Below are 26,150 nucleotides of genomic sequence, written 5' to 3' on the forward strand. Positions count from 1 at the left end.
AACCCATTATCCGCAACTAAAAAACAAGAATGCGATAAGTTCGCATCCTTGTATTATAATATAATATTGATTTTTTTTATACGTTTGCGCGAATAGATTCGATTGTAGAACGGTCGGCAGTTTGAATTAATTTTACTAACAGTTCTTTAGCAGCTGCATAGTCATCCACATGAATAATCGACGCAGATGTGTGAATATAACGTGAGCAAACCCCGATTACAGCTGATGGAATCCCGTCATTTTGAGTGTGTACACGTCCTGCGTCTGTACCACCTTGAGAGACGAAATATTGGTATGGAATATTGTTTGATTCTGCTGTGTCCAGCACGAATTCACGCATACCACGGTGTGTAACCATTGAACGGTCTAAAATTCGTAGTAATGTTCCTTTACCTAGTTGACCGAATTCATTTTTATCGCCAGATGTATCATTCGCCGGTGATGCATCCAATGCAAAAAACAGATCAGGTTTAATCATATTAGATGAAACCGCTGCACCGCGTAAACCGACCTCTTCCATAACATTCGCTCCAGAATAAATATGGCTCTTCACTTCTTGACCGTGAATCTCTTTTAAAAGTTCAATCGCTAATCCACAGCCGTAGCGGTTATCCCACGCTTTTGCCATAATTTTTTTCGGATTAGCCATCGGTGTGAATGGACATACAGGAATAATGGATTGTCCTGGACGTACACCTAAATTCATCGCATCTTCTTTTGAATCTGCTCCGATATCGATCAGCATATTTTTAATATCCATCGGTTTAGAACGTTCCGCATCTGTTAATAAGTGCGGCGGAATTGATGCAATAACACCTGGAATTTCACGGTCTTTTGTATAAAGCGTAACGCGCTGTGCCAGCATAACCTGATTCCACCAGCCGCCAAGTGTTTGGAAACGGATCATGCCGTTTTCAGTAATGGAAGTAACCATAAAAGCGACTTCATCCATATGGCCAGCAACTAAAATTTTTGGCGCTTGTTCATCTTTTGCTTTACGCACACCAAATACGCCACCTAAATTATCCTGGATCACTTCATCAGAATATTTCGCTAATTCTGAGCGCATAAAATTGCGGACCGCACGCTCATTCCCTGGTGCACCAGGCAGTTCTGTTAATGTTTTAAAAAGAGCAAGTGTATCTTGATTCATTCTGTAACACCTCTAAATGTAGATTTGCCTTCATTATACCATAAATTATAAGCACTATTTCGACTTTCGAACCTTCTATTATTTTTACTCTATTTTCAGAATATGATAAAGTAAATGTAGTCACTATTTTGAGGAGGTATTTTGAAATGAATTTAAAAGACTTTACAATAGGGGTTGTAACAGGGATGGCAGCTGCTGTCATTGTTAAGGAAATGAGCAATCGTGTCGCACCATTTGCGAATCCAGATCATATTTTAGCTAACATTAAAGATGAATTTAAAAAACATGCACCAATTGATGGTTCTTGGATTTACATGAAAACTGAAAACTTCAGTAATGGCTTTACAGAAACTCCGGTTTACCGTGGAGGTATTTCACGTACAATCAACGGCGAGCTTGAAAACTACGAGTTCGCAGCAGATGCCCGTTCCGGTGCCATTGTAGATATTAAACAAATATAATGTAAAAGATGCGATGACGTAATTTTAGTCATCGTATTTTTTTGGTTGTGTAGCTATCATTACAGAACAGTCAATCGTTATTCAAATTCTTTCAATTCCTGCTATATTATTAGCTATTATTGCTACACCATTAGTAGGCAATTATATTAAATATGTGTATCCGTACCGTGAAATCCCTTCTTATAATGATAAGCAATATACGAAAAAGATGTTTGAAATGTCCGACGAAGGCGAGCGCCATATCATGTTACAAGGGTTATATTCGGCATTTAATTTAGAGAATATTTTATTACTATGTTCCTTGTTACTATGCATGTTCTGTTCAGTCGCATCCGGTGAATCCCAGCTTTTCGCCATTCTCATCATTGCTATAATATTAATTACTGTAAACACTCAATATATGCTGAAAGTACGTAATCGATAATAAAAGCACCTGCATCGATAATCATGCAGGTGCTTTCGTGTTTACTTAATTAATGCCGGTTTCGAACGTTCCAGGCTGTCTGTTACTTCCTTGCCTGTTGCATCCCACTGAATCATGCGGTAATACGCATCATGGTAGAAGATAAAACGGTAGCCATTTGACAGCGCTTCTTTCATTAACTTTTCCTTCGCAAATACGCTTGTCATCGGGTAATCATCATATGCCAATACCCAAAGCGGATTTTGGTGGGCATGTGTCGGCATAATATCCGCCATATGTAACGCCACTTCCCCATTTTGTTCAAGGCGAATAATTGCATGCCCTTCACTATGGCCGCCCGTATGGATCATTTTTAAGCCTGGAGCCACTTCCAGCTCCCCTTCATATGTTGAGACTAAATGCTGTACAGGCTCCCAGTTTTCTTTCCAATACGTATTTTTTGAACGGATATTCGGATTGCGCATCTCATCCCATTCAATCTGTGTCGTGTGAATAACTGCATTAGGGAAAACCGGAACAAGCTTGTCCCCTTCCCACTTCGTTAAACCGCCAGCATGATCAAAATGTAGATGTGTCATCAGAATTGCATCAATATCACTTGGCTGTAATCCAGCTTCAGCTAAGCTTTTTTCAATTGTTGATTCTTCGGAAACACCGAAATTGCGCAGTTGCTTTTCATTTAACTTACCAGCACCTACCCCAGAATCGATTAAGTAATTTTTCCCCTCGTATTGAATTAAAATTGGTTCACATGCTAATTCAATTTGGTTCAATTCATTTACCGGATATTTACGAGACCACAGTGCTTTTGGCACTACCCCAAACATAGCTCCGCCATCCAGTGCTGTGACACCCCCATGTAACCATGTCAGTGTCATGTTGTGAAATTCAAATCGATCCATTTCTCCATCCCCCTAAATCGTTATTATTTCGTCTTGTATTGGCATTCTAGTCGATATATTGGTTGACCGAGCTTCGAGAATTTCTCCTCGTATTCTGTCATAATATTATCTTCCGGCATATTCGCATGTAAGTCTAGCGATACATAGTTTAATGCCATACCATACTCGTTCATACTTACGAGTGAATATTCAAAAAGACCACGGTTATCCGTTTTGAAATGGATTTCACCGTTATCAACTAAAATGTTCTCATAAATTTTCAGGAAACCTTCATGTGTCAGGCGACGCTTTGCATGTCGCACTTTTGGCCATGGATCCGAGAAGTTCAGATATACACGGTCCACATCCCCTTTCCCAAAAAACTCTTCCAGCTTCGCACCATCAACTTTTAACAAACGCAAATTCGATGGTTTGTTTGCTGCTTCGATTTTTTCAAGGGCACAGACGATCACACTATCAAATAATTCAATACCGATATAGTTAATCTCCGGATTTTGCAATGCCATCCCTAAAACGAATTGCCCTTTACCCGTACCAACTTCGATATGAATCGGATTGTCGTTGCCGAATGCTTCAATCCACTTGCCTTTATAATCTTCCGGGTTCGGAATAATTACATCAGGATGTTGTTGAATATATTCCGCTGCCCATGGTTTATGCTTTAATCTCACTTACTTATCCTCTTTTCTATTGTGTAGCTGCCTCATATTATAACGGAAAATAGCTTCGTTTGCTTTTATTTTGCTAAATTCCATGCTTTTTTCTGAACAGTTATTTCAATTTCATTTTGACCGGGTGCTAATTTTTGGGTTTCACCGTCTGCATGTGCCATGACCGGTTCCTCAAACATCAACTGTGCATCCGTCGCTGCAAACTGCTCGACTTCCTTCAAAAGTGTATGCTTCCCTAAAAAGACTGTTCCAAAAAGGAATAACAATTTCCATTTCGATAAATTGGAAACGACTGTCAGTTCAAACTGCCCATCGGACGTATTAGATTCTGGGGACAATTTCATGCCCCCTCCAAAATAAGGCTGATTGCTCGCTGTTACAAACCATACGTTTTGAAATTGCTTCTTTTTCCCTGTATGGACAATCGTAAGCTTAAACGGTTTATAAGTAAAAAGAGCGTGAATGACATAATAAGGATAGCTCAGCTTCCCGAGTTTCCATTTATTAAGCGACCTTTTCAGCGTGGACTTGTTCGCGATGTTCGCCACTAATGCATCAAACCCCACACCAAAATTATTGATAAAGTATGTGGTTTTCCCACCTTGTCTCACTACCCCGCAATCATGTGAAGTACTATTTACTGTGTTTACAAATTGCTCTACTTGTTTGCTCGTTTCGAATGCTTGATACCCCCTGGCAAAATCATTACCAGAGCCTGCCGAAATTGCCCCTAAATAGACATTTTCAAAATGTACTGCACCATTCAGCACTTCATGAATCGTCCCATCACCGCCAATGGCAATTAGACAGACCGGGTTTTCCTTTGTTGCTCGTCCGGCAATATCCTTTGCCAGCAGCTGCGAATGTCCTTCGTATTTTGTCCAATGGATTTGATACGGGATCGCCAACTGGTGATGAAACTTATGCCAACGCTTAACCCCCTGCCCGTTACCCGCATAAGGATTAATTATAAAATGCACTTCCATTATTTAATCTTCCTTATTTTCCGTATTCCAAATATCCCGATGAAAAGATGTTGTCTGTACTGTATTTAAAATGGCTTGAGCTCCACGTATTTGCATATGCTTCATCGGTGAAACAGAGCGCGATAATTGTCCTATCCATTCAGGGAATTTCCGTTTATCCACAAATGAAACCCCATACATTGTTCCTGGATAATCAATATAGCCATTTCTTGTCAACAATACTTTGCGAATCGGCAGTTCAATATGATTCTGCTGAAAAATCTGCTCGATAACTTTTTCCATCCGGTTTAATTGAATTAAAGGACTCAACACTTTTTTTTCATTTTTTCCGTCCTTCTTTAACCAGAAGCGTTCGCTATTTGCGATATATACCGCCTGACTTTCCTGTTCCAAAACCGTAATACATAGACATTCTGTCGGTGTCATTATAATAATATCCAATTCTATCGGCGCTTTTTTCACACGTAAAATCGGATAATAGAATACTAAGTAATTGTCCGGCAATGTTTGGAGCATGGAACGCAAAAATGTATCACGCATAAACTTCGGATCTACATAAGATTTTTCACGCAATGTCGAGCTTGCCCATTTCATTTGAAAATGAAAAAACTGATCGATGAACATTTTCTTAAGTTCTTCTAATGTTTTTGGCGTATAGACAAGATTCGGTTCAAATGTCAGCGTTGAATCATCTTCCTGATATGGATTTTCTTCTACTGCCCAATCATTGGAGATGGTCACTTTTTCGATATCTTCTTGTTCTTCTTCGATTACTTCTACTTCTTTTTTGAAAGGGAAAAGTTTTTGAAACAGTGATTTTTTCTTCTCTTCCTTTACTTCTTCCTCTATATGTTCCCAACGTTCAATTGCTTCACCAGTCTGCCATTGATACTTTATTCGCTCCCACTGATTTGTCTTTAAGCGAATAAACTGCGTTGGATAGCGTGCCAAGTCAATTTCGTATCGTGAAATATAATCTTGAAGTTTTATTAACTGAGCCATTTTATCTACTCCCTAAGTTCATTCCTAATCTTCATTACGTTATATTTTACAGGTTATCCGCAAAAAAAAATAGCGCCATGCCGTTAAGCAAGGCGCTATTTTTATTAAATTAAGAATTAAGCTTTAATCCCTTTTGGAATTTTTGTTTCGAATTGTGCTTGTAATTTACGTGTCCATTCACCCGGTGTACCATTGCCGATAACTGTACCGTCAATTTCAATAACCGGAGTTACTTCTGATGTTGTTGAAGAAACGATTACTTCATCCATAGCAAGCAGCTGCTCTTTCGTCATTGCCTGTTCGTTAACAGTAAGACCGATTTCCGCTGCACATTTAATAATTACTTGACGAGTAATTCCGTTTAAAATGAGATTGTTGGCTGGGTGTGTATAGAGTACACCTTCTTTAACTCCGTAAATGTTTGATGATGAACCTTCCGTAATGATTTCATCACGGTGCAAAATTGCTTCATAGCAGCCTTTTTCATATGCTTCCTGTTTTGCAAGAACCGCACCAAGCAAGTTCAGTGATTTAATATCACAACGCAACCAGCGAATATCTTCCACAAATGTAGCCTTTACACCCTTTTCAAAGTTTTCTAATGGGCGTGGATTTTCTTTCGCATTCCCTGTAATCACCGGTTTCACATCATCGCCAGGGAAAATGTGGTTACGAGGGCCGGCGCCACGTGTAATTTGGAAGTAAACATGACCTGTGTCAATATTGTTTGCTTCTACAAGTTGATGCAGTAACTGGTGCAATTTATCTTTTGTATAAGGAATAGTAATGCGGATTTTTTCAGCACTGTCATAAAAACGGTCAATGTGCTCAGTCGCTGTAAACAGTTCTCCATTATATACTTTCACTACTTCATATACACCGTCGCCAAATTGATAGCCACGGTCTTCCTTGTCCACCAATACTTCTTCATTTTTTACAATTTGATCATTCCATAAACTAAAGCTCATCTCAAATACCACCTTTTTATTAGTTAGTTGCTAAATTTACTATTGCTTCTGCATAAATGGCAGTCGCTTTTATCAAGTTATCAATATCAACAAATTCATCGGCCTGATGGGCAACATCTAGTTCGCCTGGGAACAGCATTCCGAATGCAACCCCTTTTTTCATAACGCGAGCATATGTCCCTCCGCCAGTTGAAAGTGGCTTCGAGTAGTCATTGCTGTATTTGCGATATACTTGCAGCAATGTTTGAATTAATTCATCTTCCTCGCTCACATAATGCGGGACTGAATTGCTTACTACATCTAGTGTAAATGCTTCATGCTGTAATAATGCCTGTACTTTCGTTATTTTTTCTTCAAACGGATACGTTACGGAATAGCGCATACTCACTTCAATTGACGCACCGCGCTCATCAAAAGTTACGATTCCAGGATTTAATGTTGTCGGTCCTGACATGGCATCTTCAAATTGGAAGTCCAATGCGGTTCCAAAATGATCGTTGTCAAAAACACGGACGATAAAATCGATAAACGATTTACTTTGTTTCGTCTCCACAACATTTTGTAAAAATTTCGCTAAATAAACTGCTGCATTTCGTCCCTTTTCCGGTTCCATGGCATGAGCTGATTTACCTTTCACAACAATTATAATCCCATTATCGTTATTAGTGAAAGTACCTTCAACGTCATTTTCTTTTAAATATTTCAGAAAATTCTCACTTGTGCTTTTTTCGCCATATTTTAAAGTTGCGGTTGCTTCATCCGGTACCATATTTGTTCTGCTACCTGCATAGAATGACAGTAATTGCTCATCGCCTGTTCGTTTTTCTTTACTTGAGAACGTTAAATGAGCAATACCTTTTTCAGCGTTGATTAGCGGAAAATCTGCATCAGGTGCAAAACCAATTGTCGGCATTTCCTCTTTTTCGAAGTAGCGCGTTACACATTGGAATCCGCTTTCTTCATCTGTACCAATAATCATTCTTACACGTTTTTTCAAAGGGATCTTCGCATCGTGAATCAGTTTCATCGCCAGCCATGCCGCCATTGTTGGACCTTTGTCATCAATCGCACCACGACCGAATAATTTTCCATCTGCCACTTTCCCTTCAAATGGAGGATATGTCCAACTTGCAACATCTCCGGCAGGCACTACATCCACATGGCAAAGTACACCAACAAGTTCCTCACCTTGCCCCATTTCAATATGGCCGGCCATATGATCCACGTTTTTTGTAGTCATCCCTTGCTCTATACCTTTTTGAAGCATATATTCCAATGCTGCTTTCGGACCAGCACCGAAAGGCATTATATCAGAAAAATTATTTTCATCTTTTACACTTTCTATTTGAATCAATTGCTGTAATTCTTGAATAAGCTCTTCTTTTCTTGCTTGAGCCAGTTGTAACCAATCCATTAATACACCTCATTTTTTTAATATTGTTATTGTACTCCTTCTTGTTAAAATTACAATAATCATTTGACAAAATCATTTCCATCCTATATTTCTAGGAATATTAAATATATGAATTTTCTGTAAAAATAGTGTTTTTCGTCTCTCATTTCTGGAAATCTGTTTGGTTTTCCGCTATAATGTATGTGTCAGAACATCTATTCTGACCAAACTTTCAGAAAAGGGGATGTCTAAGGCAAACTATTAAAGCCTAAGTGCACTCCGCACATATTTTGTCGTCCGCTAGTCTTATGCCATGAGAATTTAAGATCGAAGGAGTGGTTTTTAGAAATGAAGCCAACTACTGATAGAATGCTTAATCGTATTAAAGACGTGTATATGTTTATCCTCAATAAAGGAGAAGTGACTACACAGGATTTAGTCGAAGAGTTTAACATCACTCCTCGCACCATTCAAAGAGATTTGAATGTGTTAGCCTTCAATGACTTGGTAATGAGTCCAAGTCGGGGTAAATGGACAACGACGAAGAAAAAAGTAAAAATGACATCTTAGAATTTTGAAAGCGGCTGATTCTTATTTTGTGAGAAAGGACTAATTGTCCCAACATAACGTAAGGTGTCGATCAGTTACACATGAAATATTATGAACATTGCTGAGTCAGCAAGCGTTCACTTAGTTCTTGACACAAGAACTAAAAGAAGCGAATGCCTTTTCGTCGGGGCATTCGCTTTTCCTTTGTTTATTATTTTGAAGCTAAAAGATCTAGTTCCTGTTCTGTCAGCTCGCGGTATTCACCTAATGCCAACTCTTCATCAAGCTTCAATGTTCCCATTGACTGACGCTTTAAATACGTAACCTTCTTGCCTACCGCCTCAAACATGCGCTTCACTTGATGGAATTTCCCTTCTTGGATCATCAGCTCAATTTCCGATTGCTCGCCAGACACTAATATTTTTAATTCTCCAGGCTTTGTATGATAACCATCTTCCAATGTTACACCTTGTGCGAAGGCTTCGATATCGGCTTCCGTTACTACTCCGTCAATTTTGGCGTAATACCATTTCGGGACATGCTTTTTAGGAGAAAGCAGATTATGTGCTAAATTGCCGTCATTTGTAATTAGCAGCAGCCCTTCCGTATCTTTATCCAAACGTCCGACAGGGAATGGCTCAAAGTGCTGATACTCTGGATCCAGTAAATCAATGACCGTTTGATCGTGGCGGTCTTCTGTAGCTGAAATGACACCCGGCGGTTTATTCATCATTAAATAAATAAACTCCACATATTCCACACGCTCACCAAATACCGAAACATTTTGCTTTTCAGGATTCACATGCATTGCTGAATCTTTTACTGTAACACCGTCCACTGTTACAGCTTTTTGCTTTAATAATAGTTTAACTTCTTTTCTAGAGCCGTAGCCCATATTAGCCAGTAATTTATCTAAACGCATAAAGTCCTCCATGAAAAAAGGGGACGCCTTCGTTACGACGTCCTCATTTTTATTTAACTAATCTTAATTTACGTGCAATTTTTGTGAATTTTTCACCTAATAATAATTGGGCCAACCCTAGTCTATAAGAAATCGCGCCATAAAAAATCGCGCCGACCCCTGCACAAATAATTGCATATAGAAGTGCCAATACTTTCGTTTCAGCCGGAGCAATTGCTGTTAAAACAATATGTGTAATCCATACCGCTAAAGCCATTACAATTGTCAAAATAATAATTAATAGAATACGTCGTAAAACAACAGTTGCATTGTAATTTGTCACTTTCCTCAAGACAAAAATATTAATTGCGATTGTTGCTCCATAGCCAATTGCTGTCGCTAAAATAGCTCCATCAACTGACATTAGATGAATAAGCGGTGTATTTAGTATCGTTTTTGTAAGCAAGCCGACAAGTAAACTGAAGATTACCCACTTTTGATAATTGACCCCTTGTAACATAGCAGCTGTAACTGAAAATAAAGCAAAGAAAATAGCAAGCGGTGCGTAGTGGCTTAATACTTGTGTACCCATTTCACTGAAGGAATAGAAGAAATGATATAAATCTTCCGCTAAAATTGAAATTCCGATCGCTGCCGGTACAGTAATAAACAACAGCACTTGGTACGTTTTATCCATCGCACTATGTACTTGGCGCAAATTACCTTCCGTATAAAATTTCGTTACAGTCGGAATGATTGCCATTGAAAAGCCTGTCGCCAAAACAACAGGAATCATAACAATTTTTTGTGTTAACAAGTTAAGCATTGTAAAGTACAGATCATAAATTTCCGCTGGTATTCCACTGGCTGCCATCGCACGGTTAAATGTCAGCAAATCAATAAGCTGGAATAATGAACCACCCAGCCCGACAAACACTACAGGAATCGAATATTTAAAAATTTCTTTGTACATATCCGAATAAGGAAGTCTCTGTTCTCTCGGTGCTACAACCTGTACAGATTTAATCTCCGGACGCAGCTTTTTCCAAAAATAAAACAAAGTCAAAAGTCCGCCAAGTGCCCCAATAAATGCGGCAAACACCGAGAAATTAATAGCCGTAATCTCATCACCGTCCATCACATTGACAACGATGAATGCCCCGCCTAGTAAAAAGACGATTCGCACAATCTGCTCGACCAACTGAGAAACAGATGTCGGCAAATAATGTCCGTATCCTTGCAAGTAACCGCGTATCAAACTCATAAACGGCACAACAATTAATGCATAGCTCACCCACTGGATGACATTAGCAACTTGCTCCACAGTAAATGCCTGTTCATCACTATTAATCACTATATTTGCAAGCGGTGTTGCAAGCAGATTCATTAAAATAAACGCTACAATTCCTGTAAGCGTCATCAGTAAAGCACCTGTTTTTACTAGTCTGCGGCCGGCATCAAAATCCCCGAGCGCATTATATTTCGATACGAATTTTGATACTGCTATCGGCAGTCCCGCAATGGCAACACTTAACATAATGTTATAAGGAATGTAGGCGTAATTGTATAAAGCAATATTATCTTCACCTACAATGGCGTAAAACGGGAAAATATAAATTAACCCTAAAAGCTTTGATAGAAACAACCCAATTGTTAATATGGCTGTTCCTTTCATTAATGAAGACATGAAATAACCTACCGTTCTATATGAAATTCTCTCAGTATAACAATTTACTTACAATACGAATTCGTAAAGCAAGTTATTTATTTACATTATTTAACTTCCTTCTTGTGACGGCACTCTCATTAAAAAGTTCCCGTACATTTCCTTTTACAAGTTTACATGTGAAAGACCATTTACTCAAATAGTTTCTTCACTTCGTGTATAATAAGTAAGAGAAAAATCCGTTGAACGAAAAATTATTGCAAAAGAAAGTGAGAAATTATCTATGTATGATGTAATTGTAATAGGAGGCGGTCCATCAGGATTGATGGCAGCAATCGCCGCAGCCGAGCAAAACAAAAAAGTGCTCCTCCTTGAGAAAGGCTCAAAAGTAGGAAAGAAATTGGCCATATCAGGCGGTGGCCGTTGTAACGTAACAAATCGACTATCAGCGGAAGAAATCATTAAACATATTCCCGGCAATGGACGTTTTTTATATAGCCCCTTTACCGTTTATAATAATGAAGATATTATTGCATTTTTCGAAGGACTTGGCGTGGCATTAAAAGAAGAGGATCACGGGCGTATGTTCCCTGTATCCAACCGCGCACAAGATGTCGTTGATGCACTTGTGAATGAAATGAAACGATTAAAAGTGGAAGTCCGACTACACACGGCAGTTAATAAATTGCTTTTGGATGATGAAAAAATATATGGTGTACGTTTGGAGAGCGGCGAAGAAATCCGTACAAATGCTGTTGTTGTAGCAGTCGGTGGTAAAGCTGTTCCTCAAACAGGCTCAACTGGAGACGGTTATCCTTGGGCAGAACGAGCAGGTCACACGGTTACTACGCTTTATCCGACAGAAGTTCCTGTGACATCAAAGGAACCATTCATTCAATCACGTGAGCTGCAAGGGCTGGCTTTACGCGATGCCGCTGTTTCTGTCTTGAACAAAAAAGGAAAAGTTCTTGTAACACATCAGATGGATATGCTGTTTACGCACTTCGGCTTAAGCGGACCCGCCATTTTACGCTGCAGCCAGTTTATTGTTAAAGAGCAGCTGAAATCTGGCAGCGCGCCCGTACAAGTTCGTATTCAATCATTACCGGAGCATAACGAAGAGACATGCTTCCAAATGTTAAATAAAACAATCAAGGAAGAACCGAAAAAAGCGGTGAAAAACTTATGGAAATCACTAGTTCCAGAACGATGGCTTCTATTTTTAATGGATCGTGCAGGTATTGACGCACAGTTAACAGGCATAGAATTATCTCAGGAGAAGATTCGCAACTTTGCACGTGAACTTGTCGCATTTACGATGGACGTTCACGGTACCCAACCGATCGAAAAGGCATTTGTTACAGGGGGCGGTGTTTCGGTAAAAGAAATAGAACCAAAAACAATGGCCTCCAAGAAAAAACAGGGACTCTACTTCTGTGGTGAGATTTTGGATATTCACGGTTATACAGGGGGTTATAATATTACTTCCGCGCTCGTAACAGGACGAATTGCAGGTATGAGTGCGGGTCAACAGTAACGTTTCTGATTTTAATCGTAAAAATACTAGAACAACTCATCATTCCCTAGTATCATAAGAGGTATGTACACTCAGGAGGATACGGCACGATGAATAATTCTCAAAAAAACCAGACTATGCTTTATTTAGCATCAGATGAGCTAATGCAAACTCATTTATCTTGCACTAAAATAAGCAATCGTAATAAAGATGAATTTACCTTTTCCATTCGTGTTTTTTGTTATGTCGAAAAAAATAACTCCTATGCGAAAAGTGTTCCATTATATTTGATACTCGGCTTAAATAAACAAGGTGTCGGCATGACTTTGGCTGTCGATTTAGTCAATATCCCAAATGTTTGCCCTATGCAATTAAAAAAGATTATTGAACATTTGCAAAAAAGTCCAGCACTATTGCTAATCGTCTGTCAGCAGCTCGATAAAATTGCTTCTTCTTCATCAATTGAAGAGGCCGTGCAAGCAAAACTGGCAAAGCATTTCTTCATTGAAAATGCGCCAAAAGGGATTACTAGCTTTACGACAAACCGTCAGGCAAATGAACTGTACTGGCTCATGCATAAAAATCAAATGATTTCAGATATGGATTCATTTAAATTAGATGGTGAAGGCGGTCATATTGCATTTACTGTTCAGGTTGGCTTTAAACACGATTTTATTATGCAATGCTATGAAGTAGATTGCATGATGCATATGTTTAATGAAGACGAAAAGCTCGGCTATTATTTTGAGCTTTATCTGGATCAGGAAAATTACCATCATCAGCTACTATATGAAACGCTGCCGAATCAGTTCATGGACAACAAAACATTTTTAAATCAGGTTTTGGAAGAAATGAAAAAACGCAACGAAGAACAATACGACGATTATTTGCAGGATTTAATCGAAAAGTTTACAGCGAGCATATAGTAAAAGAGTCAATCCCCAATAACGGGATTGACTCTTTTTTTATACATATAAGTAAATTGCGAAGAACATCGCGACACTGCCGCCCATAACAAATAAGTGCCAAATTGCATGGTTGTATGGAATGCGGTCATTTTTGTAAAAGTAAGTGCCGACCGTATAGGAAAGCCCACCGATTAATAGTGTGGCAAAGCCTGCGATGCCTATATGTGCGAATAACGGCTTGGCAACAAAAATAATAAGCCAGCCCATCCCGATATAAACAAACAGCGACAGTAATTTAAAACGGTAAACAAAAAATTGTTTCAGCACAATACCGATTGTTGCTAGTATCCATTGAACCGCAAAAATTGTCCAACCCAATTTGCCACCAATTGCGACTAATACGATCGGTGTATATGTTCCTGCAATCAATAAAAATATTGAGCTATGATCGAGCTTTTTCAGAAATGTTTTATGTTTCGGCCATGAATGATACATCGTTGAAGCAAAATACAGGCAAAACATTGAAATACCAAAAATAATATAACTAACAAGCTCTAATGTTGTGCCTTCCTGCTGGGCTTTGTTTACTAACAGCAATGTTGCGGGAATCGTCAGTAATGCGGCAACTCCATGTGTCAGCCCGTTCCAAAATTCTTCCTTTGTACTATATCCACTTTGTTCCATCATGATTTGTGTCATAAAGCCACCTCTTTCATTGTTCAATTATAAAAAATTGTATTTAGTTGTTATAGAAGAACTTGTCATACTTTCCATATGATATTTATCATGGATTTGCTGGAAACTTTCATTTCTGGAGTAATAGCTTTTTAAGGGGTTCTTCCCATAAAAGCTATACCCCCTTCTAACAAAATAAAAAACCCACTGGGAAAAATTTTTTCCAGTGAGTTATTGTTCGTTTTACGATTGAATATGACGAGCGATTTTTTCTGTTAGGCGACTCGTCACTTTTGGCAATAATACTTTAATAGCCGGATTTAATACTGCACCCGAAAGACCGCCAGCAGTTACTTCTACTGTACCTGTCATATATGTACCGCCATCTTTCGGCTTGGCTGTAAATTCACCGCCGCCTTTAATATTATCTGATAGCCCTGTAATTTCAAATTTGATTTTAGAAGGCTCAATCATTTCGATAATTTTAATTTCGATTTCAACTTTTTTCTTTAAGCCTTTAAAGTTCCCTTCGAATGTCCAATATGATGTTTGGGCATCCAGTTCTTTATGCTCTTTGTAAGCTGGAACTAATACAGCCCATTTTTCAATCTTACTTACGAAACCCCATACTTTTTCCTGGCTAACTGGGATTTGTACTGAATGTGATGCTTGTGCCATGTTGTTACACTTCTTTCTTCAATTCATTAAATGTGAACATTTACTATTCTAGTATTACATAGAATTCGGTTACGCAACATAGTTATTTTTGCTCTTCATGCAATATCAAAATAAAAATGCACGGTGATTTCTTTATGAAAACACCGTGCATTAATTTTATTTCACTTATTATTTAACAACGATATTTACTAATTTACCTGGGATGACAATTACTTTCACAACCGTTTTTCCTTCGATAAATTCTTGTACTTTGCTGTCTGCTAAAGCAACTTTTTCTAACTCTTCTTTAGTAATATCTTTTGCAACCGTTACTTTTGCACGTACTTTACCTAAAACTTGTACAACAACTTCGATTTCATCGTCTACTAGTTTCGACTCATCGAATGTTGGCCATGTTGCATACGTAATTGTGCCTTCATGTCCTAAAATTGACCAAAGTTCTTCAGCAATATGCGGTGCGATTGGTGATAAAAGCTTCACGAAGCCTTTTGCATATTCTGTTGGAATTACTTCCGCTTTGTAGCAATCATTAATGAAGACCATCATTTGTGAAATCGCTGTGTTAAAGCGAATACCTTCATAGTCTTCCGTCACTTTTTTCACAGTTTGGTGATACACTTTTTCCAATGCCGTATCAGAAGAATCCTGAATTTTTGCAGCTAGCTTCCCTTCATCTGTTACGAATAGACGCCAAATACGATCTAGGAAACGACGTGCCCCATCAAGACCGTTCGTGCTCCATGCAACTGAAGCTTCAAGTGGACCCATGAACATTTCGTATAAACGTAATGTATCTGCACCGTGTGAAGCAATAATGTCATCCGGGTTTACTACATTGCCTTTTGATTTAGACATTTTTTCATTACCTTCACCTAGAATCATCCCCTGGTTAAATAACTTTTGGAACGGTTCTTTCGTATGAACAAGTCCTAAATCATAAAGCACTTTATGCCAGAAGCGTGCGTATAGTAAGTGAAGTACTGCGTGCTCTGCACCACCGATATAAATATCGACTGGTAGCCAATGTTTTAATAGTTCCGGATCTGCAAGCGCCTGATCATTTTTCGGATCGATATAGCGCAGGAAGTACCATGATGAACCGGCCCATTGCGGCATTGTATTCGTTTCACGGCGTCCTTTTTTGCCTGTTACTGGATCAACTACATTCACCCATTCTTCAATATTTGCAAGTGGTGATTCACCAGTACCGGAAGGACGGATGTTTGTTGTTTTCGGTAATTCCAATGGCAGCTCTTCTACAGGTATCGTAGTCATTGTGCCATCTTCCCAGTGAATTACTGGAATTGGTTCACCCCAATAACGTTGACGGCTGAATAACCAGTCGCGTAAACGGTAAGTGATTTTCTTTTCCCCTACACCATTTTCCACTAACCAGTCAATAGCCTTCGCAATGCCGTCCGTTTTATTTAATCCGTTTAAGAAGTCCGAGTTAATGTGCGCACCATCACCAGTGAATGCTTCATTCTCGATGTCTCCGCCTTCAAGTACCGGAATAATTTCTAAATTGAACTCTTTCGCGAATTCATAGTCACGCTCATCGTGTGCAGGAACAGCCATTATTGCACCAGTTCCGTATGTTGCCAATACATAATCCGCAATCCAGATTGGCACTTGTTTGCCGTTAATCGGGTTCACTGCATAAGCACCTGTGAATACACCTGTTTTTTCTTTCGCTAAGTCTGTACGTTCCAGATCAGATTTTAACGATACTTTTTCCAAGTATGCTTCTACCGCTTCTTTTTGCTCTGCAGTAGTAATGTCGGCTACTAATTTATGCTCTGGTGCTAATACACAGTATGTCGCGCCAAATAATGTATCCGGACGTGTTGTGAATACTTCGAAGTTTTTGTCTGTGTTGGCAACTGTGAATTTCACTTGTGCGCCTTCAGAACGTCCAATCCAGTTACGTTGCATTTCCTTAATTGATTCAGGCCAGTCAACATCAACTAAATCATCGACTAAACGGTCTGCATATTTTGTAATACGCAGTACCCATTGTCGCATCGGACGACGTACTACCGGGTGACCGCCGCGCTCAGAAACTCCGTCGATTACTTCTTCGTTTGCAAGTACTGTACCTAATGCTTCACACCAGTTTACTGCCACTTCATCTACATACGCTAAATCCATTTCCACTAACTTTGTGAAAATCCATTGCGTCCATTTGTAGTATGAAGGATCAGTTGTATTAATTTCACGATCCCAGTCATAAGAGAAGCCTAGTTCGTTAATTTGACGTTTAAATGTCGCGATGTTTTTTGCCGTAAATTCAGCCGGGTCATTTCCTGTATCAAGTGCATATTGCTCTGCAGGTAAACCGAATGCATCCCAACCCATTGGATGAAGAACATTGTAGCCTTGCATACGTTTAAAACGAGATAAAATATCTGTCGCTGTATAGCCTTCAGGGTGTCCTACGTGCAGACCCGCACCCGATGGATACGGGAACATATCCAATGCATAAAACTTTGGCTTATCCATTTCATTTTCAGTTTTGAATGTTTTATTGACATCCCAAAACGTTTGCCACTTTTTTTCAATTTGCTGATGATTAAAACTCACAATAATTCCTCCTTTAAATATATTCTTGCTGTGGTTTATGTATTTTAGGCGCATTATCAATGATTTAACAGAATATTTAAAAAATAAAAAAATCCCGTCCCATCTTATGATAAGAAGGGACGAGAGGTATTTTTACTCCCGCGGTACCACCCAAATTAGTGACGCAGCACTCAGCTTCATTTCTTAACGCGAATACACGGCCATTAGCTACTATTACTTCACTAAAGCAAACTCCGAGGCGAGTTCAACTTGACACTTACCGGCTTCCACCTGCCGCCAGCTCTCTATAAAGTGCGTCCGTTTACTATTCCTCATCACAGTCAATATTATTATTTCATTCATTTTAACGAATTCAACACAAAAGTACAAGTAACTGTTTTATGTTTGTTCTTTTCCTAACGTACGATCAAAGAACAGACATGGAATAATTGCGATGACAATGAGTAGTGATAATATTAGCATCAATATTTGCATGCCATATAAATCTACCATTAACCCGCCAAATACAGGGCCAATCATCCGTCCAATTGTTGATGCACTATTGACAAGCCCTTGATAGAAGCCTTCTTGTCCATGAGGCGCCAATTTATTGGCAATCATCGGAATAACCGGTGTAAAGAACACTTCCCCAAACGTCAAAATGACCATCGCTGCAGCAAACATCTTAAAGTCCTGCGCAAAATAAACGACGATATAAGATAGCGACATCAATATGAGACCAAGCACCAGCTGATGTTTTATTTTGTTTTCCCAACGTGTGACAAGCGGTCGGATAATCGGTTGAACTGCAACGATCATGAAGCCGTTGATCGTCCATAATAAACTATATTCGGACAGACTCATTCCTAACCCTTGTGTATAAGAAGAAATGGTCGCACTCCATTGAGAGTAGCTTAACCAGCAAACGATTAAAGAGATACTTAATATACTGATTGCCACAATCGGTCCCCTGTTTCTTCTTTTTGTCTCATTACCTGAGAACGGTTTAGTTGTCAGTCCCTTCATATCAATACGCTTATATGTCGTGATGACAAGCACAAAAAATATAGCATAGAAAAATAGATTCGCACTAAATACATAGTCAAACTTAATATCGGCAACAATGCCTGCCAATGCCGGGCCAATTGCGACCCCTACGTTATTTGCCAAAAAGATCGAGTTAAACGCACGTCGCCCCCCTTCTGGCCAGGCACTCCCTGCTATCGCATAGATAGCCGGGTACACAATTCCTCCACTAAAGCCCAACATCGTCAAAAATATGATGTATTGCGGCCAATCATGCCAAATGGTCAACAGTGTGATTGACAATAAATTAAATACAACCCCAATTAAAATTGCTTTATAACCACCTAATTTATCAAATAAATAACCACCTACTAGATTACCGAACACACCTGCCAATGAATTTAGCATGAGGACAAGTCCAGCTGTAGTTAAAGTTTTCCCTAAATGATCATGGATATAAATGCTATTTAAAGGCCATAAAAATGAATTTCCGACCGTATTTACGAATGTGCCAATAATTAAAAACCATACTTGTTTCGGCAACCAACTTCCTCCTTCAATATTTGCTCAATTTACTAGTTTATTCTTTAACAGGAATTTGTACAAGAAAAAGATTTCTATTAGGACACGATGTTCTGTCCGTGTTAGAATAATACGTTAGAGGAGTGAACAAGGAATGACTGAAACAAATTTCCCTTTCCCGTCAGACGGGAAACGTTATTATACATGGAATCGCTATTTACGAAATGAATTCGGAAAGAAAGTTTACAAGGTTGCTTTGGATGCAGGGTTTGATTGCCCAAACCGTGATGGTACGGTCGCTTTTGGCGGTTGCACGTTCTGTTCGGCAGCTGGTTCAGGAGACTTTGCGGGCAGTAAAGTTGATCCGATTCCGGTACAGTTCGAAAAGATTAAAGCAAAAATGGAGAACAAATGGAAAGATGGCTTAACTATGGCCTACTTCCAAGCGTATACAAATACACATGCTCCACTTGAAGTATTAAAGGAAAAGTTCGAAGCAGCACTTGCCTGTGAAGGAGTAATGGGACTTTCAATTGCAACGCGTCCTGACTGTTTGCCGGATGATGTTGTAGAATATTTGGCAGAGTTAAATGAACGCACATATTTATGGGTAGAGCTAGGACTTCAAACAGTTCATGAAAAAACTGCCAATTTAATTAACCGCGCACATGATTACGCTACATATGTAGAAGGTGTTAATAAACTGCGCAAGCATGGTATTCGAGTTGTGACACATATTATTAACGGATTGCCTTTAGAGGATTACGATATGATGATGGAAACAGCCCGTGAAGTGGCAAAGCTTGATATACAAGGGATTAAAATCCATCTACTGCACCTTTTAAAAGGAACACCACTTGTGAAGCAATACGAAAAAGGCATGCTGGAGTTTATGGATAAGGATGCTTATATTCAACTCGTGGCAGATCAGCTAGAAATTATTCCCCCTGAAATGATCGTCCACCGTATTACAGGTGATGGCCCAATCGATTTAATGATCGGTCCGATGTGGTCTGTCAACAAATGGGAAGTTCTGAACGGAATTGATGCAGAGCTGGAACGTCGTGGTTCTTACCAAGGGAAGTTTTATAAGGCGGATGTGACAAAATGAAATTAGAACGTGTTCTTCAATATGCCCAAACCTTATTGGAAATGTCAGTTTCCGAGGGTGATATTGCAGTCGATGCAACAGCAGGAAATGGACATGATACACTTTTTTTAGCAAATCTCGTTGGAGATGACGGTTATGTATATGCGTTTGATGTGCAAAAGGAAGCGGTTGATGCAACATTACACCGTCTGCTCGATAACGCACTTGAGCATCGGGCAATCGTTTTAAGAGACGGGCATGAAAATGTGGCAAACTATATTCACAAACCTGTTTCAGCCGCTATTTTTAATCTTGGTTATCTGCCAGGCAGCAATCATGAAATTGTAACAAAGCCGAACACTACGATCCAAGCGATTGAAAGTTTGTTAAAGCTGTTAAAAGTCGGGGGAATGATCGTTTTAGTCGTTTATCATGGTCATGAAGGCGGAAAAGACGAGCGCGACGAAGTAATTCGCTATGTAAGTGATTTACCGCAAAAACATGTACATGTTCTGCGCTATGAGTTTGTGAATCAGAAAAATGATCCCCCGTTTATCATTGCATTAGAAAAAGTAAAAGAATTTCCGATAGAGGGCTAAGTTTTCTTAGCTCTTTTTCTATCTTTAATGAGGTGAAATGATGCGTTTATGGCATACCGAGTTAATCCCTTTTATTCCAAAAAGTCAGTTGCTTGCCCAGTGGCGCGAGTTGAACAGTATTTTCGTGAAGGAAGACAAACATGTGCTAATCAATTATATTTACGAATATCCAAAAGAGGATTTATATATTTATACGCAAATTGTTCTGAAGGAAATGCGCGCCAGAAACATTACAATTCGTACGATTGATAAGATGGATCGTTATTTTGCCGATTTTCGTTTGTCTGAATATAAATACTATCCGCCATACAGCCGCCACCATAATGATGAGTATTTAACGATTTGCTACTATAATTTATATGAAAAATATATTCGCGGACAAAAAGATTTTACTACGGATCAATTTGAGGCACTACATCAGTATTATTCCATAAAAAAAGGAGCAGCTTTTTAACTAGCTGCTCCTTTTAATCTATTAATCTATTACTCTTTCTTATATGTCTCCCAGAAATCAGCATTTTTAATTCCGAGTTTTTTCGGGTCAAATACTGGGTCTTTTCCTTCTTTTTTCTGTTGCTCATAATCCTTCAACGCAATGAGGGCAGGCTTCATAATGAATAGTAGCATAATTACGTTAATCCAAACCGTTAATCCTAAACCAACGTCACCGAATGCCCAAGCTAAATCGGATGTTTTAACTGTTCCGTAAAATGCCGAAGCCAATAATATGAATTTCATTAACAATATCCCGATTCGTCTTGCCTTACCATTAAACATATATGAAACATTCGTTTCAGCAATATAGTAATATGCCATTAAAGTTGTAAAGGCAAAGAAGAACAATGCAATCGCTACAAACCCCGAACCAAAGTTATTTAAAGATGGGAACGCATCGTTTACCGCTGCTTGCGTAAAGCCTGAATACGTTATTGTCTCATCCATTTTTGCTTCGATCAGCGCTCCATCTTGGCTACCCTCATGGACATTGTATGTACCCATGAATAAAATCATCAGTGCTGTTGCAGAACATACTAGTAATGTATCAATATAAATTGATGCTGCCTGCACTAAACCTTGTTTTGCCGGATGTGATACTTCTGCAGCAGCAGCTGGATGTGCACCAGTACCCTGCCCTGCTTCGTTTGAATAGATAGCACGTTTTACACCCCAGAAAATAGCGCTACCAATCATCCCGCCAAATACCGCATCTGCCGCAAACGCACTGCGGAAAATTAATGCTAACACTTCAGGCACAGCTGTAATATTCATAATAATAATAATACCGGCTACTAATAAATAGGCTAATGCCATGAACGGAACTAAAATTTGTGCTGTGTTCGCAATACGTTTAACCCCGCCAAAAATAATGACCGCTAATAAAAGAATCGTAATTAGACCAGTAATCCATGGATCAATACCGAATGCGTTATCAACCGCACCTGCAATGGCATTTGCCTGAACACCTGGCATTAAAAACGCAACAGATGCAATCATGGCAACCGCAAAAATAATTCCTAATGCGCGAATTCCCGTTGTTTTTTCAATGTAGAATGCCGGGCCTCCTCGATACTGCCCATCTTTTTTCTCTTTGTAAATCTGCGCCAATGTGGACTCCATGTACGCTGTTGATGCCCCAATAAAGGCTGTAACCCACATCCAGAACACCGCTCCCGGACCCCCAAAAGCAATTGCTGAAGCCGTCCCTACAATATTCCCCGTACCGACACGACCCGACAACGCAATCGACATTGCCTGGAAGGAAGATACTCCGGCATCGGACTTTTCCCCTGTGAACATTAGCGTGAACATGTCTTTAATAAGCCTGACTTGCGCAAACTTTGTAAGGATAGAGAAAAACAAACCAACGATTAAAATACCATAAATCATGACAGGACCCCATAAAATATTGTTGGCCCATCCTACAAAATCATTCAAGAAATCCATACTATACCCCCTTTGTTGAAATAATGTATTAATTTGAAATTTAGTATATTACAAATATTCGAAAATTTCGATATATTTTTTTAAAGAAAATAAAAATAAACCTAACAAAGTATGATTTTGTTAGGCTTATCACTATTCAATAATATATCCCAAGTCTCTTAAAACATTATTAATATAATCTATCGTAAATTTAAAAACATCTTCCCTTTCCACTTCAAAATAAAGGCTGTGGAGGCAACCTTTCCATTGCTTATAGTGAAACTCGGAAAGCGTATGTTCTGTTATCCATTTCTTTGATGTACTAATGTCTGTAACTTTATCATTTTCACCTGTCATTAATAATACCGGGATATCCGGGAACTTCAATTCGGGGTTACGGATTGTACGCGTCATCTGCTGCCAGTCGCGATACCATTTTACCGTCACCATACTCGTTAACGGTAATTGTTCTTTCAACTCCATTAATACATCTGTATTCCGGGTAAGATGGTGAGGCTCCAGCTCATGTTTCAGCTTAACATTCGATGTAATGGCGCTGAAGCTTGATAAAGCATTCGACAGTTTACCCGGTGCCAGCTTTAAGTTAAACCAAGGGGATGTTAAAACAACACCCGCACATTCTATTTTATTGTTCTGGAGCACGTACGTAGCTATTGCAGCCCCTAGCCCATTTCCGACGATAAAAAGCGGTAAATTATATTCTAGTGCCACTTTCAATAACACTTTTGTATACTTGTAATATTCTTTAAAATCTTCATCATGATACTTTGTATACTTTCCTTGCTCTCCATGTCCCGGCAAATCTCCCATCACAACGTGAAAGTGAGAACTACGGAACTTTTCGATTAACCATGCGTACCACCGATGATGTTCATATGCGCTATGAAGAATAACGACTACGGCTTTTGGTTGTTGCTCTGTTTCCCATTTCCACATGGCCATACTCCTTACATGTAAATTATTTTTATGTCATAAACACGAGACCTTTAATTTTAAATCTGAGTTTTGCCGTGTATCAAAAAATTATGGTATTGCGCCTACTTTAATATCGGCATCATTATATTACTATTTATTTGTTTAATTATAATACATTCCGATCTAAAAGAAATGTTAATTGAAAAATCTTCACGTTTTGTTACGATATCTATAGATTTATCTACAATTTTATAGAAGAAATGAGGAAATGAAAAATGATATACCCTTATAAGGATAAAATACCGACGATTCACCCTTCTGCATTTATTGCCGACTATGCCACAATTACCGGCGATGTAACAATAGGAGCCGAAACTTCAATTTGGTTTAACACAGTAATCCGCGGCGATGTAAACAAGACAATAATTGGCGACCGTGTCAGCATCCAGGATTTGAGCTGCCTTCACCAAAGTCCCGCTTACCCTCTCATTATTGAAGATGAAGTAACAGTAGGTCATCAAGTTACATTACATAGCTGTACAATTAAGAAACGTGCTTTAGTTGGTATGGGTTCCATCATATTGGACGGAGCCGTTATAGGCGAAGGAGCATTTATCGGTGCCGGTAGTCTTGTGCCACCGGGAAAAGTGATTCCTCCCAACTGTTTAGCGATGGGACGCCCAGCAAAAGTCGTACGTGAAGTAACTGCAGAAGATCGCGCAGATATGGATCGCATTATTTCCGAATATGTAGCGAAGGGACAATACTATAAATCACTTCAGAAATAATTTCACACTCATTTACTGTTTATCGAAATCTCTACCTATAATATAGGAAGTTTACTGGAAATTACAAAAAAGGAGCTATCCATTTAACCGGATGCTCCTTTTTATTTTATTAAATTCCTGCTTTTGCTTTTAATTCAGCTGCTTTATCCGTATTTTCCCATGGCACATTTAAATCTGTGCGACCGAAATGTCCATATGCTGCTGTTTGTTTATAGATTGGGCGACGTAAATCAAGCATTTTAATAATGCCTGCAGGACGTAGGTCAAAGAGTTCACGAACCCAGTTTACGATTTGTGATTCTGCTACTTTTCCTGTACCAAATGTATCAACAGCGATTGAAACAGGCTGTGCAACACCGATTGCATAAGCAAGTTGCACTTCAGCACGGTCGGCTAAGCCAGCTGCTACAATATTTTTGGCAACATAGCGTGCTGCATATGCTGCAGAGCGGTCAACTTTTGTTGCATCCTTACCAGAGAATGCTCCGCCACCGTGACGTGCATAACCGCCGTAAGTATCAACAATAATTTTACGTCCTGTAAGACCTGCATCTCCTTTAGGTCCGCCGATTACGAAGCGACCTGTTGGGTTGATGAAGTACTTTGTAGCTTCATCCAATAAATGAGCAGGAACTACCGGTTTAATAACGTGTTCTTTAATGTCTGTTTGGATTTGTTCCAATGTTGCTTCTTCATCGTGCTGTGTTGAAATAACGATTGTATCTACACGAACAGGTTCATTGTTTTCATCATATTCAATTGTTACTTGTGTTTTACCATCCGGACGTAAATATTCCAATTCACCTGATTTACGCACTTCTGTTAAACGACGCGCTAATTTGTGAGCTAAAGAAATAGGCATCGGCATAAGTTCCGGTGTTTCGTTACATGCATAACCAAACATTAAACCTTGGTCGCCTGCACCGATTGCTTCAAGTTCATCTTCAGTCATTGAACCTTCACGTGCTTCCAATGCCTGGTCAACACCTTGTGCAATGTCAGGTGATTGCTCTCCTACTGCTACTAGTACTGCAAGATTTTCAGCATCAAAGCCGTACTTACCGCGTGTATAGCCGATTTCTGCTACTGTATCGCGGATAATTCCTTTCATATCTACATAAGTAGAAGTTGTAATTTCACCAGATACTAATACTAAGCCTGTTGTTACCGTAGTTTCACAAGCTACACGTGCATTTGGATCTGCAGCTAAAATAGCGTCTAAAATGGCATCCGAAATTTGATCACAAATTTTGTCCGGATGTCCTTCCGTTACACTTTCTGATGTAAACAGTCGACGATTTGTCATGTCATTTCCTCCTAAATCACTTTGGCAATTGTTTTTTATTGATACGGTACTCATTACCCATGTCCGTTATATTGCAGGAATTACGCTGATGCGTAGCTGCCTTTTTAACGTCAAGCTATATTTGCTTTAACACGAGGGTCTGAAAGGCTGTAACTATATAATTTTCGTTCAGTACGAAATTGTAAAACAAAATAAAAAAAATCCTTTCTCTCATAGCCGTGTTCATCACACGTGAGGAAAGGATATTACGTTTCGTTACCTTTCACTCTTATCGTTCAAGGGAAATTTTGCCCTTGCATCAGGTTGGCACCAACACGTATAAAATATACGCAGGTTGCCGGGTTTCATAGGGCCTGCCCCTCCACCAGCTCGGGATAAGAGTATCCGTTCAATTAAACATCTTACGCAAAAATTCAAGTACTGTCAACAAATTTTGACTTTTTTCGATCTGCTAAAATTTACGAAAAAATAATTTGCAATTAGTATAGATTATTTCACTTAATGTGTTATACTATTTTTGAATTAGGAATCAACTCCCCTCTATA

At 39.1% G+C, this 26,150-nt stretch carries 25 protein-coding genes, 1 riboswitch and 1 other annotated feature; of the genes, 9 read left to right on the forward strand and 16 right to left on the reverse strand.

Translation table 11 applies throughout. The annotated features are described in order from the left end of the window. Positions 1-76: 76 nt before the first annotated feature. Positions 77-1,153, reverse strand: coding sequence for a M42 family metallopeptidase (locus AC6CH1_RS12135; protein WP_427708582.1), 1,077 nt, complete (start codon positions 1,151-1,153; stop codon positions 77-79). 146 nt (positions 1,154-1,299) lie between these two features. Between AC6CH1_RS12135 and AC6CH1_RS12140 the strand changes: the two genes are divergently transcribed. Then, the gene (locus AC6CH1_RS12140; protein WP_079528542.1) at positions 1,300-1,614 is read left to right on the forward strand and encodes a peptidase M4; all 315 of its coding nucleotides are present in this window, start codon (positions 1,300-1,302) and stop codon (positions 1,612-1,614) included. Positions 1,615-1,693: 79 nt separating this feature from the next. Next, positions 1,694-2,038 carry a DUF3169 family protein gene (locus tag AC6CH1_RS12145; protein ID WP_498317783.1) on the forward strand — a complete coding sequence of 115 codons (345 nt, stop codon included), beginning with the start codon at positions 1,694-1,696 and terminating at the stop codon, positions 2,036-2,038. A 41-nt stretch (positions 2,039-2,079) separates the two neighbouring features. Here AC6CH1_RS12145 and AC6CH1_RS12150 read toward each other — a convergent pair whose 3' ends face one another. The 6 genes from AC6CH1_RS12150 to pepV all read right to left on the reverse strand — a co-directional run bounded on the left by AC6CH1_RS12150 (position 2,080) and on the right by pepV (position 7,981). Continuing rightward, positions 2,080-2,940, reverse strand: coding sequence for a YtnP family quorum-quenching lactonase (locus AC6CH1_RS12150; RefSeq protein ID WP_251686447.1), 861 nt, complete (start codon positions 2,938-2,940; stop codon positions 2,080-2,082). Positions 2,941-2,963: 23 nt separating this feature from the next. Continuing rightward, positions 2,964-3,611: a tRNA (guanosine(46)-N7)-methyltransferase TrmB gene (trmB, locus tag AC6CH1_RS12155; RefSeq protein WP_251686446.1), complete on the reverse strand. Its 648-nt coding sequence runs from the start codon at positions 3,609-3,611 to the stop codon at positions 2,964-2,966. A 65-nt stretch (positions 3,612-3,676) separates the two neighbouring features. Then, the gene (locus tag AC6CH1_RS12160; protein ID WP_251686445.1) at positions 3,677-4,597 is read right to left on the reverse strand and encodes a diacylglycerol/lipid kinase family protein; all 921 of its coding nucleotides are present in this window, start codon (positions 4,595-4,597) and stop codon (positions 3,677-3,679) included. A gap of 3 nt (positions 4,598-4,600) precedes the next feature. Then, positions 4,601-5,599: a nuclease-related domain-containing protein gene (locus AC6CH1_RS12165; RefSeq protein WP_498317690.1), complete on the reverse strand. Its 999-nt coding sequence runs from the start codon at positions 5,597-5,599 to the stop codon at positions 4,601-4,603. Positions 5,600-5,715: 116 nt separating this feature from the next. Then, complete coding sequence (dat, locus tag AC6CH1_RS12170; RefSeq protein WP_427708574.1) at positions 5,716-6,567, reverse strand: D-amino-acid transaminase; 852 nt, start codon at positions 6,565-6,567, stop codon at positions 5,716-5,718. A 19-nt stretch (positions 6,568-6,586) separates the two neighbouring features. Further along, on the reverse strand, positions 6,587-7,981 hold the full coding sequence (gene pepV / locus AC6CH1_RS12175) for a dipeptidase PepV (RefSeq protein ID WP_498317692.1): 1,395 nt from the start codon (positions 7,979-7,981) through the stop codon (positions 6,587-6,589). Positions 7,982-8,308: 327 nt separating this feature from the next. On the opposite strand from pepV, the gene AC6CH1_RS12180 reads away from it, so the two are divergent. Beyond that, entirely contained in the window at positions 8,309-8,530 is a 222-nt protein-coding gene (locus AC6CH1_RS12180) for a DeoR family transcriptional regulator (protein WP_008408196.1), read from the forward strand. 190 nt (positions 8,531-8,720) lie between these two features. On the opposite strand, the gene AC6CH1_RS12185 is transcribed toward AC6CH1_RS12180, so the two are convergent. Both AC6CH1_RS12185 and AC6CH1_RS12190 read right to left on the reverse strand, forming a co-directional pair. Further along, positions 8,721-9,431 carry a pseudouridine synthase gene (locus AC6CH1_RS12185; protein WP_251686441.1) on the reverse strand — a complete coding sequence of 237 codons (711 nt, stop codon included), beginning with the start codon at positions 9,429-9,431 and terminating at the stop codon, positions 8,721-8,723. 49 nt (positions 9,432-9,480) lie between these two features. Beyond that, positions 9,481-11,097: a putative polysaccharide biosynthesis protein gene (locus tag AC6CH1_RS12190; protein WP_251686440.1), complete on the reverse strand. Its 1,617-nt coding sequence runs from the start codon at positions 11,095-11,097 to the stop codon at positions 9,481-9,483. A gap of 262 nt (positions 11,098-11,359) precedes the next feature. Here AC6CH1_RS12190 and AC6CH1_RS12195 point away from each other — a divergent pair, with 262 nt between their 5' ends. Both AC6CH1_RS12195 and AC6CH1_RS12200 read left to right on the forward strand, forming a co-directional pair. Next, complete coding sequence (locus AC6CH1_RS12195) at positions 11,360-12,613, forward strand: BaiN/RdsA family NAD(P)/FAD-dependent oxidoreductase (protein WP_498317695.1); 1,254 nt, start codon at positions 11,360-11,362, stop codon at positions 12,611-12,613. An 89-nt stretch (positions 12,614-12,702) separates the two neighbouring features. Continuing rightward, positions 12,703-13,518 (forward strand): cysteine methyltransferase, encoded by an 816-nt coding sequence (locus tag AC6CH1_RS12200; RefSeq protein WP_251686438.1) that lies wholly within the window; start codon positions 12,703-12,705, stop codon positions 13,516-13,518. 39 nt (positions 13,519-13,557) lie between these two features. Here the strand turns inward: AC6CH1_RS12200 and trhA are convergent, their stop codons facing one another. The 4 genes from trhA to AC6CH1_RS12220 all read right to left on the reverse strand — a co-directional run bounded on the left by trhA (position 13,558) and on the right by AC6CH1_RS12220 (position 18,984). Next, positions 13,558-14,199: a PAQR family membrane homeostasis protein TrhA gene (trhA, locus tag AC6CH1_RS12205; RefSeq protein WP_251686437.1), complete on the reverse strand. Its 642-nt coding sequence runs from the start codon at positions 14,197-14,199 to the stop codon at positions 13,558-13,560. Between the two features lie 219 nt (positions 14,200-14,418). Continuing rightward, positions 14,419-14,853, reverse strand: a complete 435-nt coding sequence (locus tag AC6CH1_RS12210; RefSeq protein WP_498317696.1) for an SRPBCC family protein — start codon at positions 14,851-14,853, stop codon at positions 14,419-14,421. A gap of 168 nt (positions 14,854-15,021) precedes the next feature. Next, positions 15,022-17,436, reverse strand: coding sequence for a leucine--tRNA ligase (gene leuS, locus AC6CH1_RS12215; RefSeq protein WP_427708564.1), 2,415 nt, complete (start codon positions 17,434-17,436; stop codon positions 15,022-15,024). Positions 17,437-17,548: 112 nt separating this feature from the next. Then, positions 17,549-17,763: a binding site (T-box leader), on the reverse strand. A 51-nt stretch (positions 17,764-17,814) separates the two neighbouring features. Beyond that, positions 17,815-18,984, reverse strand: a complete 1,170-nt coding sequence (locus AC6CH1_RS12220) for an MDR family MFS transporter (protein ID WP_498317698.1) — start codon at positions 18,982-18,984, stop codon at positions 17,815-17,817. Positions 18,985-19,117: 133 nt separating this feature from the next. Here AC6CH1_RS12220 and mnmL point away from each other — a divergent pair, with 133 nt between their 5' ends. The 3 genes from mnmL to AC6CH1_RS12235 are packed head-to-tail and all read left to right on the forward strand — an operon-like array spanning position 19,118 to position 21,106. Continuing rightward, positions 19,118-20,074, forward strand: a complete 957-nt coding sequence (gene mnmL / locus AC6CH1_RS12225; RefSeq protein WP_498317700.1) for a tRNA modification radical SAM protein MnmL/YtqA — start codon at positions 19,118-19,120, stop codon at positions 20,072-20,074. Beyond that, positions 20,071-20,652 carry a tRNA 5-(aminomethyl)-2-thiouridylate-methyltransferase MnmM gene (mnmM, locus tag AC6CH1_RS12230; RefSeq protein WP_251686432.1) on the forward strand — a complete coding sequence of 194 codons (582 nt, stop codon included), beginning with the start codon at positions 20,071-20,073 and terminating at the stop codon, positions 20,650-20,652. The genes mnmL and mnmM overlap by 4 nt, the downstream gene beginning before the upstream one ends. 40 nt (positions 20,653-20,692) lie before the next feature. After that, on the forward strand, positions 20,693-21,106 hold the full coding sequence (locus AC6CH1_RS12235) for a pyrimidine dimer DNA glycosylase/endonuclease V (RefSeq protein WP_498317702.1): 414 nt from the start codon (positions 20,693-20,695) through the stop codon (positions 21,104-21,106). 29 nt (positions 21,107-21,135) lie between these two features. Here AC6CH1_RS12235 and AC6CH1_RS12240 read toward each other — a convergent pair whose 3' ends face one another. Together AC6CH1_RS12240 and AC6CH1_RS12245 are read right to left on the reverse strand one after the other, a co-directional pair. Next, positions 21,136-22,596, reverse strand: a complete 1,461-nt coding sequence (locus tag AC6CH1_RS12240; protein WP_498317704.1) for an alanine/glycine:cation symporter family protein — start codon at positions 22,594-22,596, stop codon at positions 21,136-21,138. 132 nt (positions 22,597-22,728) lie between these two features. Further along, a complete protein-coding gene (locus AC6CH1_RS12245; protein ID WP_251686429.1) occupies positions 22,729-23,532 on the reverse strand; it encodes an alpha/beta hydrolase in 804 nt (267 codons plus the stop codon). A gap of 254 nt (positions 23,533-23,786) precedes the next feature. On the opposite strand from AC6CH1_RS12245, the gene AC6CH1_RS12250 reads away from it, so the two are divergent. Continuing rightward, positions 23,787-24,299 (forward strand): gamma carbonic anhydrase, encoded by a 513-nt coding sequence (locus AC6CH1_RS12250; protein ID WP_251686428.1) that lies wholly within the window; start codon positions 23,787-23,789, stop codon positions 24,297-24,299. Between the two features lie 109 nt (positions 24,300-24,408). Here AC6CH1_RS12250 and metK read toward each other — a convergent pair whose 3' ends face one another. Then, positions 24,409-25,605, reverse strand: a complete 1,197-nt coding sequence (gene metK / locus AC6CH1_RS12255; RefSeq protein WP_251686427.1) for a methionine adenosyltransferase — start codon at positions 25,603-25,605, stop codon at positions 24,409-24,411. A gap of 265 nt (positions 25,606-25,870) precedes the next feature. Next, positions 25,871-25,986, reverse strand: a riboswitch (SAM riboswitch). Positions 25,987-26,150: the final 164 nt, after the last annotated feature.

It is taken from the genome of Solibacillus sp. GQ1 (genome assembly GCF_059758555.1).

Bases quoted from the DNA above. Each gene is read 5' to 3' on its own strand.
- AC6CH1_RS12250 (WP_251686428.1), top strand. From the start codon at position 23,787: ATGATATACCCTTATAAGGATAAAATACCGACGATTCACCCTTCTGCA.
- mnmL (WP_498317700.1), top strand. From the start codon at position 19,118: ATGACTGAAACAAATTTCCCTTTCCCGTCAGACGGGAAACGTTATTAT.
- AC6CH1_RS12195 (WP_498317695.1), top strand. From the start codon at position 11,360: ATGTATGATGTAATTGTAATAGGAGGCGGTCCATCAGGATTGATGGCA.
- metK (WP_251686427.1), bottom strand. From the start codon at position 25,605: ATGACAAATCGTCGACTGTTTACATCAGAAAGTGTAACGGAAGGACAT.
- AC6CH1_RS12185 (WP_251686441.1), bottom strand. From the start codon at position 9,431: ATGCGTTTAGATAAATTACTGGCTAATATGGGCTACGGCTCTAGAAAA.
- AC6CH1_RS12210 (WP_498317696.1), bottom strand. From the start codon at position 14,853: ATGGCACAAGCATCACATTCAGTACAAATCCCAGTTAGCCAGGAAAAA.
- mnmM (WP_251686432.1), top strand. From the start codon at position 20,071: ATGAAATTAGAACGTGTTCTTCAATATGCCCAAACCTTATTGGAAATG.
- AC6CH1_RS12200 (WP_251686438.1), top strand. From the start codon at position 12,703: ATGAATAATTCTCAAAAAAACCAGACTATGCTTTATTTAGCATCAGAT.
- pepV (WP_498317692.1), bottom strand. From the start codon at position 7,981: ATGGATTGGTTACAACTGGCTCAAGCAAGAAAAGAAGAGCTTATTCAA.
- AC6CH1_RS12245 (WP_251686429.1), bottom strand. From the start codon at position 23,532: ATGTGGAAATGGGAAACAGAGCAACAACCAAAAGCCGTAGTCGTTATT.
- AC6CH1_RS12240 (WP_498317704.1), bottom strand. From the start codon at position 22,596: ATGGATTTCTTGAATGATTTTGTAGGATGGGCCAACAATATTTTATGG.
- AC6CH1_RS12135 (WP_427708582.1), bottom strand. From the start codon at position 1,153: ATGAATCAAGATACACTTGCTCTTTTTAAAACATTAACAGAACTGCCT.
- trhA (WP_251686437.1), bottom strand. From the start codon at position 14,199: ATGACACAAATCATGATGGAACAAAGTGGATATAGTACAAAGGAAGAA.
- dat (WP_427708574.1), bottom strand. From the start codon at position 6,567: ATGAGCTTTAGTTTATGGAATGATCAAATTGTAAAAAATGAAGAAGTA.
- AC6CH1_RS12160 (WP_251686445.1), bottom strand. From the start codon at position 4,597: ATGGAAGTGCATTTTATAATTAATCCTTATGCGGGTAACGGGCAGGGG.
- AC6CH1_RS12190 (WP_251686440.1), bottom strand. From the start codon at position 11,097: ATGTCTTCATTAATGAAAGGAACAGCCATATTAACAATTGGGTTGTTT.
- AC6CH1_RS12165 (WP_498317690.1), bottom strand. From the start codon at position 5,599: ATGGCTCAGTTAATAAAACTTCAAGATTATATTTCACGATACGAAATT.
- AC6CH1_RS12140 (WP_079528542.1), top strand. From the start codon at position 1,300: ATGAATTTAAAAGACTTTACAATAGGGGTTGTAACAGGGATGGCAGCT.
- AC6CH1_RS12180 (WP_008408196.1), top strand. From the start codon at position 8,309: ATGAAGCCAACTACTGATAGAATGCTTAATCGTATTAAAGACGTGTAT.
- AC6CH1_RS12150 (WP_251686447.1), bottom strand. From the start codon at position 2,940: ATGGATCGATTTGAATTTCACAACATGACACTGACATGGTTACATGGG.
- AC6CH1_RS12235 (WP_498317702.1), top strand. From the start codon at position 20,693: ATGCGTTTATGGCATACCGAGTTAATCCCTTTTATTCCAAAAAGTCAG.